General features: G+C 46.5%; 9 protein-coding genes. 5 read left to right on the top strand and 4 right to left on the bottom strand.

The window, feature by feature from the left end; genetic code table 11:
- Nucleotide 1: 1 nt before the first annotated feature.
- From LC508_RS16965 to yicI, 3 genes are read left to right on the top strand one after another with little or no spacing between them, the layout of a single operon-like run.
- Nucleotides 2-1807 (top strand): sulfatase, encoded by a 1806-nt coding sequence (locus tag LC508_RS16965; protein ID WP_103732912.1) that lies wholly within the window; start codon nucleotides 2-4, stop codon nucleotides 1805-1807.
- Nucleotides 1808-1831: 24 nt separating this feature from the next.
- Entirely contained in the window at nucleotides 1832-2950 is a 1119-nt protein-coding gene (locus LC508_RS16960) for an anaerobic sulfatase maturase (protein ID WP_103732914.1), read from the top strand.
- Between the two features lie 11 nt (nucleotides 2951-2961).
- Nucleotides 2962-5214, top strand: a complete 2253-nt coding sequence (yicI, locus tag LC508_RS16955) for an alpha-xylosidase (RefSeq protein ID WP_118593918.1) — start codon at nucleotides 2962-2964, stop codon at nucleotides 5212-5214.
- A 41-nt stretch (nucleotides 5215-5255) separates the two neighbouring features.
- On the opposite strand, the gene LC508_RS16950 is transcribed toward yicI, so the two are convergent.
- From LC508_RS16950 to LC508_RS16940, 3 genes are read right to left on the bottom strand one after another with little or no spacing between them, the layout of a single operon-like run.
- Complete coding sequence (locus LC508_RS16950; protein ID WP_054351364.1) at nucleotides 5256-7151, bottom strand: GHKL domain-containing protein; 1896 nt, start codon at nucleotides 7149-7151, stop codon at nucleotides 5256-5258.
- Nucleotides 7148-9157: a hypothetical protein gene (locus tag LC508_RS16945; RefSeq protein ID WP_118593917.1), complete on the bottom strand. Its 2010-nt coding sequence runs from the start codon at nucleotides 9155-9157 to the stop codon at nucleotides 7148-7150. Before LC508_RS16945 ends, LC508_RS16950 begins: the two co-directional genes overlap by 4 nt.
- 9 nt (nucleotides 9158-9166) lie before the next feature.
- Nucleotides 9167-9883: a LytR/AlgR family response regulator transcription factor gene (locus LC508_RS16940; protein ID WP_033139672.1), complete on the bottom strand. Its 717-nt coding sequence runs from the start codon at nucleotides 9881-9883 to the stop codon at nucleotides 9167-9169.
- A gap of 225 nt (nucleotides 9884-10108) precedes the next feature.
- On the opposite strand from LC508_RS16940, the gene LC508_RS16935 reads away from it, so the two are divergent.
- Both LC508_RS16935 and LC508_RS16930 read left to right on the top strand, forming a co-directional pair.
- The gene (locus LC508_RS16935) at nucleotides 10109-10957 is read left to right on the top strand and encodes a tyrosine-type recombinase/integrase (protein WP_103732486.1); all 849 of its coding nucleotides are present in this window, start codon (nucleotides 10109-10111) and stop codon (nucleotides 10955-10957) included.
- 290 nt (nucleotides 10958-11247) lie between these two features.
- Nucleotides 11248-11487, top strand: a complete 240-nt coding sequence (locus LC508_RS16930; RefSeq protein ID WP_103732485.1) for a hypothetical protein — start codon at nucleotides 11248-11250, stop codon at nucleotides 11485-11487.
- Here the strand turns inward: LC508_RS16930 and LC508_RS16925 are convergent.
- Entirely contained in the window at nucleotides 11473-12753 is a 1281-nt protein-coding gene (locus LC508_RS16925; protein WP_103732484.1) for a glycosyl hydrolase family 18 protein, read from the bottom strand. The two genes, LC508_RS16930 and LC508_RS16925, sit on opposite strands and share 15 nt — an antisense overlap.
- Between the last annotated feature and the right edge of the window lie 184 nt (nucleotides 12754-12937).

The raw sequence follows: 12937 nt of genomic DNA, 5'->3' as shown, positions 1-12937 counted from the left end.
TATGAAAGCAATTATGGTGATGTACGATTCTCTGAACCGTCATTTCCTTCCCAATTACGGCAATGAACTGACGAAGATGCCTAATTTCCGCCGCCTTGGGGAAAAGTGTGTGACATTTGACAATTCCTATGTGGGCAGCCTGCCGTGTATGCCGGCCAGACGGGAACTGCATACAGGCAGACTGAATTTTCTTCACAGAGGATGGTGTCCTCTGGAACCCTTTGATGATTCTATGCCGGAGATACTGAAGAAAAACGGTATCTATACCCACCTGGTATCAGACCATCAGCACTACTGGGAGGATGGCGGTGCTACTTACCACACACGTTATAATTCCTGGGAGTGCTCAAGAGGCCAGGAGGGAGATCCATGGAAAGCTGACTTGAAAGTGCGGGCAGAGGATCACCCGGGGTCTTTCGGGCCGTTTCCAAGAGATCCCATTGGAAATAACATGAGGCGTCAGGACTGTGCAAACCGCAGACATATAAAGGAAGAAAAGGATTTCCCGCAGGCGAAGACCTTCTCAAACGGCCTTGCATTTATCAGGGAGAATCAGGATTGTGACAACTGGTTTCTGCAGATTGAAACCTTTGACCCGCATGAACCTTTCTTCTCGCCCGAAGAGTATCAGGAACTTTACAGGATGGAGGGGGAGGAGCTGTGTCCTCTTGACTGGCCACCCTACGGTCCTGTCACAGAAAGTAAAGAGGTGGTATCCGGTGTACGCAATAAATACCGGGCGCTTCTGAGTATGTGTGACCATTATCTGGGCCTGGTCCTTGATCTGATGGATGAATATGAGATGTGGGATGACACCATGCTGATCGTGAATACAGACCATGGGTTTATGTTGGGCGAACATCTTTGGTGGGCAAAGGGGGTTATGCCTCTATACAATGAGATGGCCAGGACGCCTCTTTTCATATGGGACCCAAGAAGCGGTGTGAAAGGAGAACGCAGGCAGTCTCTTGTGCAGAATATTGATCTGGCCCCAACGCTTCTGGATTATTTCCAAACCGATATTCCAAAGGATATGCAGGGCTCTGCATTAAGAGATGTGATCAAAACGGATAAACCTGTAAGAAAATACGGAATATTCGGCCTCTTTGGGTCAATGATCAACATCACTGACGGCAGGTATATTTACATGAGGGGGCCGGCAAAAAAGGAAAATCAGCCGTTGGCCGAATACACACTTATGCCCACTGTCATGCGTTCCAGAATGGCACCGGAGAAACTGCAGGGTATGAAGCTGAGACAGCCATTCTCCTTTACAAAAGGCTGTCCGGTTCTGGAAATTCCGTCCTCTGAGGAGTGGGGAGCGGTGGCATCCTGCTTCCGGTACGGAGACCTTTTGTTTGATCTGGAAAATGATCCCGAACAGAAGCATCCTCTGGATGACCCGGATAAAGAGGCGGAGCTGATAAATGCGATGATACGGCTTATGAAGGAGAATGATGCACCGAAGGAACAGTTTTGCCGCATGGGATTTCCGGTTGAGGAGTGTGTCACCGCAGAGATGGTCCTTGAGATGAGAAAAGAGAAGGAAACCTACGACCCCGTGAGCGGTCTGGAGGAGTATCAGTGGGAAGAACCTGCAAAATGGCAGTTCTCAGCTTTGAAAAATGTAGCCTCACCTTATATGAAGGAAGAGGAACTGGTAAAACAGTTCAAAGAATTCTGCAGTGCAGGGGGTATCCGCTCCATTGACAGAAATGTGATAGAACGTTTTATAGATACTGTAATCCCTGAAACAGACAGGGAGAGCGCCCGCTTCACTATGGAGATGGCGTACCGTTTAAATTAAGAGTGAATGCGAGGGAAAAGAAAAGTGCCTGCGTTAAATGTGATGATAAAGCCTGCGTCAGGTTTGTGTAACATGAGATGTACCTACTGCTTCTATACGGATGAAGTAAATCACAGGGAAAAAGGGAATCTGGGGCTCATGTCCCCGGAGACCCTGGAAAATGTGATCAGAAAATCACTGGAATTCGCGGAAGGGCAATGTACCTTTGCCTTTCAGGGCGGAGAACCGACGCTTGCCGGTCTTGGATTTTTTGAAAATGTGATAAGGCTTGAGAAAAAATATAACAGGCATTCTTTGGTGATTCAGAACGCGCTGCAGACCAACGGATATGTTCTGGATGAATCCTGGTGCCGTTTCCTCCATGAAAACCATTTTCTTGTAGGGCTTTCCATAGACGGAATCCGATGCACACATGATTCCTGCAGAAGGGATAAAGACGGAAACGGTACATTTTCAAAAGTATTTGAGGCAGCGCAGATGCTGAAGGCATATCATGTGGAGTTTAATGTCCTGACTGTAGTCAACAAAAAAACAGCGCCCAGAATCTCCAGGATTTATGAGCAGTACAGGAAATGGGGCTTTTCTTACCAGCAGTATATCGCATGTTTGGACTCCCTGGAAAATGACGGACGAGGCGGTGAATATGGACTGGAACCTGAAGTGTACGGCAGGTTTCTGATAGATTTATTTGAGCTGTGGTATATGGATTACCGAAAGGGAAGACAACCGTATATACGTCAGTTTGAAAACTATATTGCTATATTAATGGGAAGCTATCCTGATGCATGTGAACAGAACGGCGTCTGTGGTCTGCAGAATGTGGTGGAGGCGGACGGCAGCGTATATCCCTGTGATTTTTATGTACTGGATGGATACGGCATTGGAAATCTCAATCAAAATTCCTTTGCGGAAATATACGAAAAAAGAGCAGTATCCGGGTTTGTGGAGAATTCCCGCAATCAAACTGCACGGTGTAAAAACTGCCGGTACTATTTTGTGTGCCGGGGCGGCTGCCACAGAAACCGTGTGGAGGAGGAACAGGGACAGGCTGTGAACTGCTTTTGCAAATCTTATCAGATGTTTTTTGACAGATGTTATGACAGACTGTGCAGAATCGCAGAGGAACTGTCATTCGGAAATTAAGGAGACGGAAAATGAAATTTACGGACGGATACTGGTGTGTAAAAAAAGGAATCACGCCGCTTTACGCGGCAGAATATTCCTCACATAAAGTAAAGAATGGGGAACTGGTCATCTATGCTCCGGGCAGACACATTGCTGACAGAGGTGACTGTCTGAATCAGGGGCTTCTCACCATTCGTCTGACAAGCCCTGCAGAGAATATCATAAAAGTTTCGGTTACTCACTTTGAGGGGACGGTCTCAAGAGGGCCATCTGCTGAAACTGTCCAGTGTGCTCCTCGTGTAGTGATAGAGGAAGATGAGAATATCATAAGTTTTCAAAGCGGCAGGACCACAGCTGTTGTAGACAAAAGGCCGAAATCCTGGGGAATCCGTTTTCTGGACGGTGACAGGGAGCTGACGAATACAGGATTCAGAAATATGGCATACATGAAGAATGAAAACAACGGCAGAGTATATATGGTTGAACAGCTTGCCCTTGATGTAGATGAATATATTTACGGATTGGGAGAACGATTTACGCCGTTTGTAAAAAACGGGCAGAGTGTAGAGATGTGGAATGAGGACGGCGGAACAGCCAGTGAGATCACCTATAAGAATATCCCTTTTTATCTGTCGAATAAGGGGTATGGAGTACTTCTTGACGAGGAGGGGGATGCCTCGTATGAAATTGCAAGTGAAAAGGTGGAGAGAGTACAATTTTCCGTGGAAGGCGAGCGGCTTGCTTATTACATCGTGAACGGGCATACCCCCAAAGGAACGGTGGCACTGTACACGAAACTGACGGGAAGACCTGCACTTCCTCCGGCCTGGTCTTTTGGCCTCTGGCTTACCACCTCTTTTACAACAGATTATGATGAGGGGACAACCGGCAGTTTTATACAGGGAATGGCTGACAGGGATATTCCCCTTCATGTGTTCCATTTTGACTGTTACTGGATGGAGGCTTATGAATGGTGTAATTTCACCTGGGATCCGGCTGCATTTCCGGACCCGGAGGGTATGCTTAAGCGGTACCATGAGAGAGGGCTCAGAATATGTGTCTGGATCAACCCCTATATCGGCCAGAAATCCCCCCTGTTTGAGGAGGCTATGAAGGAGGGATATCTTCTGAAAAAGAAGAACGGTGATGTATGGCAGACGGATATGTGGCAGGCAGGTATGGGAATTGTGGATTTTACCAATCCGGACGCAGCGGCTTGGTATCAGGGCAAACTGAAGAAACTGCTGGACATGGGAGTGGATTGTTTTAAGACGGATTTTGGTGAGCGCATACCGGTCAGGGATATTGTATACCATGACGGCTCAGATCCCGTAAAAATGCATAATTATTATACATATTTATATAACAGGGCAGTATTTGAGCTGCTGGTAAGGGAAAGAGGAGAGGGCGAGGCAGTTCTTTTTGCCCGTTCAGCTACAGTGGGAGGCCAGAAATTCCCTGTACACTGGGGCGGTGACTGTTCCGCGTCATATCCGTCCATGGCAGAGACCATCCGCAGCGGCCTTTCCCTTGCGTGTGCCGGTTTTGGTTTCTGGAGCCACGATATAAGCGGATTTGAAAACACAGCTTCCGCTGATATATACAAGCGCTGGTGCCAGTTTGGACTCTTGAGCACGCACAGCCGTCTGCACGGTTCCTCCTCATACCGGGTTCCCTGGGTGTTTGACCAGGAGGCGTGTGATGTGCTGCGCAGATTTGTTAAGTTAAAATGTGCGCTGATGCCCTACCTTTACAGTCAGGCGGTAAAAACCCATGAGGAAGGAATCCCTTTGATGAGGCCGATGTTCCTGGAATTTCCGGAGGACCGCTGCTGTGAAACACTGGATAAGCAGTATATGCTGGGCGACTCGCTTCTTGTTGCACCTGTGTTCAGGGAATCCGGGGAAGTTGAATATTATCTTCCGAAAGGGAATTGGATAAATATACTGACAGGGAAGACTCTGACAGGCGGCGGCTGGCAGAAAGAAAGCCATGATTACTTTACCCTTCCCCTTCTTGTACGTCCCGGCAGTATTATTCCGGCGGGTGGAAACTGTGACAGGCCGGATTACGACTATGCAGACGGTGTAAACCTGCTTCTGTACTTTCCGGATGAGGGAAGTAAGGCGGAGGCCTCTGTTACAGATGTTAGAGGATGTACAGTCATGGAAGTAAGAGCGGAGAGGACAGGCGCTGCCATTAAACTCAGAGTGGAAGGAAGAAATGAAAACTTTACCTGGGAAGTCCTTGGAGATGATGAACTGACGGTTATGGTTGAGTGACTGAAGCAGGCGGCCTGTGAAATAATGGCCGTCTGCTTTTTTTAAATGGGCAGTATGATGGAGACCTGAAAGACATGCCCCTCCCTGGCAAACTCCACAGTCCCCTGGTACTGCTGTACTACTTTCTTTACCGATTCTGTTCCGATTCCCGGTCCGTTATGTTTTGTTGAATAAAACTTTCCATTCGTTTCCTTTAGCGGATTAGAAAATGTATTTTCAAAACGTACAAGGAATCCGTTCTCCCCGTATTTTCCCCTTATTTTTATAAACGGATGTTCGCCCTGGTACTCCTGGCAGGATTCGTAGGCGTTTTCCAGAAGGTTGCCAAAGAGAATTGAGATATCAATATCCTCAATGGGAAGGTCCTGGGGCATTTCCAGGGTGACCAGAAAGGCAATGTGATTTTGGCTGCACATGTTTTTATAATACTGCAGCAGAGCATCGGCAATGGGATTTTTGCAGTAGGTTACCCTGTTTGCTGCTGCCTGGTTGATATCGCAGCCTGCCAGATAATGCATGGCCTGTTCCGCCTCGCCTTTTTCCAGAAACTGATACAGAGTGAGCATATGGTGGCGCATATCATGTCTCTGCCTGGCAGATTCCTCTATCTTTTCGGTCAGTTCACCGTAGTGTGCCTTCTGCACTGCCACCTGTGTTGACAGGCGCTTTCTTTCTTCTTCGTAAAAATGATTCAGCCTGTAAGCGTCTGCGAGCTGTGACCACAGGAAAAAGGCGCCGGCTGTGACAGCAGCCAGACTGCAGTATTCCGGAAAGAATCCTCCGTATTTTGGCTCATACAGAGGGAAAATGCGGTCAGCCCAGAGGGAGACGCATACGATTCCGGTCAGGGCAGGGACAAAGAAAGAGAAATTCTCCCCGCAGACTGCGGCATACACTACATTAGCTGCCAGATAGAGAGATACAAGAATCTTTACAGCAGTTACAGCATAGGGGAAAGCAGCATGTACGGCAGGCAATGCGCTTCCAAATGTGCCGTATAGAAAGGCTGTTGCGCTGAACAGCAGCAGAAACACAGAGAAAATCCGATATCCCCTTGCCTGGCAGTTTAAAAAAGTATTCTGCAGATAGACATATAAAAAATATATGGCATATGTAGTGAACAGCTCCAGCCCGTACCACACAGTATTGCCCGGGCTGAAAAATGTATAGAAGACCGGGTAGGAAATGTAAACGGTCACCAACAGAGCCATCAGAGAGAAAGTCCCTGCTCTCTTGTCCCGCAGTTTCAGGAAGAAATATGCAGAAAACAGGCACAGCAGAAAGACAAGAATTATAACTACGTTGTGCAGGAACAGCCGGGTATACTGATATCGCCATATATTCTTTTCCAGTCCGAAAATGGGCGGGTATGTCATACCGCTGTAGTAGTGGCTGAAATTGGCAGCCTGAATCAGTATTTCAACAGAACCCCGGGCAGAAAAGGAGACGGATTGTATTCCTGTTTTTCTGTCTTTTGAATCCGGGTTTCCCATGGAAGTAAGCAATGTACCGTTGACATACAGCCGATAGGAGGAAAAGATTTCCGGCAGATACAGGGAGTATACCCTGCTTTTCTGAGGAAGCTCCACTGACATCCGGTATGTGGCCCTCCCGTATGGTGACCTGTCCCTGTCTCCCAGAGAAAAATCATTGTATTTTCCTATTGTGATAAATTCCATCGGCATATCAGGCAATCCCTGCTTAAAGTCCCGGGGTGTCAGGCTCGCGTCAGGATAAAACTGCCACTGATTTGTGAGATAAAAGATGTCTTTTTCCAGGGATTCCTCATCTGGACAGAGTATGCCGCTGATTGGCTGCAGACAACTGTCTGTATATTTATTGTCCTTTTCATAGAGAAAGAAAAGGAACAGAAAGAAACAAATGACACTGAGGGAAAAGGCTGAAATAGTACGTATTAGATTTTTGCGCAGCTTCATATTCTGTTTTTCACCTGCTTTCTTTTGGAATGCAGAAAATAAACGGATAGTATAACTATGGCGGATACCAGCAGTATGACGGCGGGAACTGCCTTTCTTTTTTTAGGACACTTTAATGAGGAATCGTCCTGATATTTTAACTCGTAGAAACCGGAGGTCTGTATTTCAAAAGATGCGTAACCGTTTACTTCCGTTATCTCAATATCGGTTTCTTTTCCCTCAAAAAACAGGGTATCAGGCATCTGACTGCTGCCGATCCGTACGGTAACCTTCATGTCGGTATGGGGAAATACTTCCCTGCTGTTTACCAGTATACGCAGTCGGAAGGACAGGTCATCCGATTTTTGAATGTCTACGGTAAGGATATCAGAGTTCTTCATATCTAATCCCTTTAAATATGAGGAAGGGATTTTTACTGTTATATTTTGGGCTGAAAATGGAATGTAATCCCCGTATTCCTGATACAGATAGGACAATCTTGTCCCTGAGATCCCGGTTATACCTTTTCCCGCCTTTTCTGAAGGGGAGTCAGAGCTTGTGTTTTGTTGGGGTCTCTTCGATTCGGCCATTCTGTCTGCAGGGGCTGTTTTGTCTTTGACCGGCTGAACTTTGCTGCCATTTGATGAGGAATCATCCGGTTCTGTTCCATCCTCACTGCCGCTGGCATCTGTCTGCCTGTCCGGAATGGGAATGTCCGTATCCGGCTGTGGAGGAGTGCCCGTATCCGGCTGTGGCTGAGGAGGAGTGTCTGTATCCGGCTGTGGCTGAGGAGTGCCGTCCGTATCCGGCTGTGACTGAGGGGGAATGTCCGTATCCGGCTGTGACTGAGGGAGATTCTCTGTATCGGGTGGGTCAGGCACAGGCTGATTAATTTCAGGGGTATCCGGCCTCTCTGCAGAGTCGCCGCCGTCCCGGTTGCCTTCCATAGTAGAGAATACCTGATTCGTTCCGTTATCCAGAATGCATATAACATTGCTGTATTCCCCTTCTGCCTTAAAGAAAAAATAATAATATGTATTCAGATCAAGCTGGCTGCGTTTAAAAGAGATATAGCCCGGAGTTAACCTTATAAATTCGGGGGTGTCACAGAGTGAAAACTCACTGTAACGGACAGCGTTTTTATCAAGCGGTTTCTCGCTTTGGAGGCAGTAGACTTCCAGGTCATACCATACAGCCGGGGTTCTGGAAAGTTCGGCGGAAAAAAATTCAGGACTGATTATGGTAACATAAAAATTCCAGCTTTCTGCATCAGATACATATATAGTCTTGGTATAGCAGGCATTTTCGTCCGCGATATAAAACCTGTTTTCAAATTCCTCATTGATGGATAAGGTCAGACGGGCTTCGTAAGTTCCTTCATGGCTGATATCCACTGAACTGAAATCCCAGTTTATATCCAGAAGGGCAAACTGCGATAAATCAGATGTAGTGCCAATCCAATCACTGTAAAACGAAGAAGAGAGATCATCCATATAATTTTCGTTATCCTTATATACAATTTCCGGATGCAGTATCTCGGTGAGGTTGGATGATATGTTCAGATTGGTGATCTCCTTCTTTTCCTCTTCAGCCAGAACGTTGATGTAAACCCGGACCGTGGGCGGCTGTAAGTCTTCCGCAAGCCGGAAACCACGGGGAATGATAACTTTCCCTGTTATTTCATACCTGCCGGGTGTGCTGCTTAGTGTAAAGTGGATATTATCATATTCTGTGTCTGTCTGTGCCTGTCCTTCTATAGACCAGTCTGCCTGCAGATAATATACAGTATCCGGAGAAGCAGAGAATGGATTTTTTGTACAGGCATTTACTTTGAGATTTGAGAGTTCTTCCGTTATGTAGGACATATCTTCGCCTGCATAGCAGGAATATTCCATGAAGCAGTCATAATCGTCCTGAGGGTCAAAAGAATACAGTACAATATCAGCGGGTTCAGCCTGTACCGGGTTAATGAAAACGACGGTCAGAAACAAAATATATGCGAGAAGAGAGAAATATTTTTTTTTCATAGGTATCTCCTATATATGTTCAAAGGCTACCTGGAGATATGCGGATTTTGTATCTCTGATTTTGTTTCTGCTCACAGGTATCTGCTCTCCGTTCATAAGGATGAGGGTATCTTTGTCCATACTTTTTATTTTTGAAAGATTGACCAGAATCCCCCTGTTGCAGCAAAAGAAACGGTAGTCTTTCAGCAGCGGCTCCGTGAGCTCGGAAAATGAGGTTCTGGATGAGACTGTGATCTGAATATCATTCAGATGAATGATCGTGTTTCTGCATGAAGTGATAATATAATAAATTTTGGAATAGGGAATGTCCAGCTCCTGCCTGTCTGATTTTACGTGAAGGTAGCGCCGGGAAAGCACAACTTGTTCTATGCATGGTTCCAGTATTTTTCTGACGGCATCCTTGTGCAGGGGTTTTACAATATATCTCCATGCCCTCACATCATATCCTTCAGCCATGTAGTCAGGACTGGTTGTGAGGAAAATGATAAAACAGTTAGGATCTTTGCGGGCGATGAATCTGGCTGCAGTCATTCCATCCATTCCCTTCAGGTAAATGTCCATAAAACATATGTCAAATTCGTCCTTCTCAAAATCTGCCAGGAACGCTTCGGCACTTTCGTATTCGCACAATTCTGTTTCAAAATCTAATGTATGTAAATAGGGAATCAGAGTTTCCGTTAACTCCTCCCGGTCCTTTTTTTGGTCATCTACAATTGCAATTTTCAAGTGCTACACCTCCAGACATAAATTTCCACTATTATTATACCATGTAATCATCTCGCTGCGTTTACCATTTCAACAACAAATATCGAATTCGTGCGCCATTTGGAGAAAAATTAAATGTATATATATTCCAGATGTTCGGTACAATAACAGGTGACAGATATTGACGCAAGGTTTGGAATGTGACAGAAAGGTTGGTAAATCATGGAGTATGGAAATGTACCGGGTATGTTGAGGCTGGATAAAACAGGTCTTGTGAGGGACTATGAGAATTATCTGGTGGAAGAAGAGAGAAGCAGAAATACCATCACAAAGTATATGCGTGACCTGAAATCCTACTTTATTTTTCTTCAGGGGGAAGCGGTGACAAAGGAGAGCCTGGTGTGCTGGAAAGAAAAGCTGACACAGACGTATCTTCCTGCCAGTGTAAATTCCATGCTGGCGGCAGTGAATGGGTTCCTGGAATGGGCCGGTTATCCCCAGTACAGAGTAAAACCGCTGAAAATACAGAGGGAGATATTTACGAAACCGGAGAAAGAGCTGTCAAAGGAGGAGTACATCCGTCTGGTAAAAGCAGCCGAGGAAAAGCAGAACTGCCGTCTTGCCCTTATTCTGCAGACAATCTGTGCCACGGGCATCCGTGTTTCGGAGCTGCAGTTTATCACGCTGGAAACAGCCAGGACCGGGCGGACTGTGGTGGACTGCAAAGGAAAGAAACGTACGGTTTTTCTGCCCGGTGCATTAAGCCGCGCTCTGCAGGAATACTGCCGGGAGCATGGAATCAAAGAAGGCGTTGTGTTTCGCACAAAAAACAGAAAACCTCTTGACCGCTCCAATATCTGGAGAGATATGAAAAACCTGTGTTGCAGTGCCGGCGTGGAACCGGAGAAGGTGTTTCCTCATAATCTGCGGCACCTGTTTGCGAGAACCTATTATCATATGGAAAAGGATCTGTCCAGGCTTGCGGATCTTCTGGGACATTCTAACGTGACAACTACCCGCATTTATACAATGGAAAGCGGATTGGAACATGCAAAACAAGTAGAAAGAATGGGGCTTGTAGTTCTTAGAATATAAAAAACCACATAATGGTGGTTATGTGGTCAAATGAACTTATGATTTCAACTTGAATACATAGCAATTTTATCATGCTTCCGTTTAAAATACAACATTTTATACAGGGTAAGATGAGAAAAGACACAGCGAATAAACCGGAGGCATCTCTGCGACAGCGCCGGTTTATTTCCTGTGTCTTTTTTCATGATTGTTATCTTTAGCGGGAGGCACAGAAGTCTGGATTTCAGATTTGTGACCACATAACCACCATTATGTGGTTTTTATGAAGAAAGACAGAGGAGGTGCGGGGCGTGAAGGAGAATTTACTGGACAGACTGGCAAGGGAAAGCGGAACAGCAATGCTGTCGGATCTGCACGGCTATATCAGCAGGGGGAAGATCTATGATGCCGTATGCGGAATATCTTCAGAAGAATACTCACTGAAAGAGTGGGAGGAGGCTGCCGGATATATTCTGGGGGGAAAAACACCGTACTTCCAATCTGCCCGGGCGGCCCGCCGGTATCTCTGCAATTGTTTAAGCCGGGTTTGACAGCGAGAATTCCGTGCAGAGAAGCAGCCAGTTTTGACGGAACGGCCGCATGAGCTGCCAGTAATCCACTCTGGGAAATCCGAACTCCTTTACCAGTTGGAATTTGGCGAGGATGCTGCGCGCGTCCTCGAACCATACAATATGGGATATGCCCTGGGCCTCATATTCAAAAAACGGTGCCTGCGAGACTTCGTCGTACTGTATGACCGTGTTGTTGGCGGCAGCAATAGCCACGGCTTCCTGGTTGCCAATGCTCACGGCGGCTGTCTCGCCCCGGACAAAGGGCAGAGGCCAGTCATATCCGTAATTTGGTATGCCCATGGATATCTTCTCCGGAGGGATCTCTGTCACCGCGTATTCAAGGACACGTCTCACAGATGGAATAGGAGCTACGGCCATAGGCGGCCCGTAGGTGTATCCCCATTCATACGTCATAAGCAGTACCGAGTTGGCAGCTTCCCCCAGAAGCCTGTAATCCACTCCTTCATATAGCAGTCCCGGCTGATCTGCGGATACTTTCGGGGCCAGGGCCACGGAGACGGTAATGCCGATGGCGTTCATTCTCTGTGTCAGTCTGCGGACAAATTCCACATGGGCAAGGCGGTCCTCTGCCCTTATATATTCAAAATCCACATCTACTTCTGAATATCCCTTACTCTGTACGGTTCTCTGTATATTATCTATAAGATTTTCCTGAACCTCCATATTCTGAGCAGCGACCGTGACAAGATTGCTGTTAAAAGTCCCTGCCTCCGAAAAAGGCGTCAGCACAAATACACTTTTTGTTCCGTATACCCTTGCAGCCTCAAGAAGAGGCTCATCATCAATGGGGATCAGTTCCCCGGATTCAGTAAAACCGTAGGAGAAAATCGACAGATATCCCAGGTAGGGCAGCGTCTCCCCCAGAAGCCTCTTATTGATAAAAGGATAAGCATATCCGTCAGCCGTCAGAGGTCTGTCAGACTGTCCCCGGTAAAGGATGACCAGATATTGTCCTTGTCTGAGAAAAGGCTGGCTGGTGAGGAAGGGGTTGTTCCGCACAATCTGCAGGGGATGGACACCATACCGGGCTGCAATAGAGGGAATGGTTTCTCCCCGGGCGGTCTCGTGGATCACATCAGGCTGAAGTACAAGCAGAGCCTGGCCTGCCACCAGATGGTCCTGCTCGCTTAACTGGTTGTCAAAGGATAGACGGTTTGGGGATACGCCGTATTCTGCGGCGATGTCGGCAATAGTTTCGCCTTGGGAAACAACATGTATACTCATAAAAATGGCCTTTTCTTTTAGTTTATGTGTACGGTCGTAAAAGTTTAACTCTAATAAAAGGAGGATTGGATAAAATTTTAGTAAAGATGGTTGAATTTGTTAAAAATATGGTTGAATTTGAAAAAAACAGATACATCCCTTGTGATACTATATAAAAAATGGGATAAATTTCCCCATTAGCAGT

It is taken from the genome of Blautia parvula (assembly GCF_020215665.1).
GTDB classification, from domain to species: Bacteria; Bacillota; Clostridia; order Lachnospirales; family Lachnospiraceae; genus Blautia; species Blautia celeris.
Note: the sequence above shows the minus strand (reverse complement) of the source record. Positions and strands in the feature narration are given on the sequence as shown.

Bases quoted from the DNA above. Each gene is read 5' to 3' on its own strand.
- LC508_RS16965 (WP_103732912.1), top strand. From the start codon at position 2: ATGAAAGCAATTATGGTGATGTACGATTCTCTGAACCGTCATTTCCTT.
- yicI (WP_118593918.1), top strand. From the start codon at position 2,962: ATGAAATTTACGGACGGATACTGGTGTGTAAAAAAAGGAATCACGCCG.
- LC508_RS16950 (WP_054351364.1), bottom strand. From the start codon at position 7,151: ATGAAGCTGCGCAAAAATCTAATACGTACTATTTCAGCCTTTTCCCTC.
- LC508_RS16945 (WP_118593917.1), bottom strand. From the start codon at position 9,157: ATGAAAAAAAAATATTTCTCTCTTCTCGCATATATTTTGTTTCTGACC.
- LC508_RS16935 (WP_103732486.1), top strand. From the start codon at position 10,109: ATGTTGAGGCTGGATAAAACAGGTCTTGTGAGGGACTATGAGAATTAT.
- LC508_RS16925 (WP_103732484.1), bottom strand. From the start codon at position 12,753: ATGAGTATACATGTTGTTTCCCAAGGCGAAACTATTGCCGACATCGCC.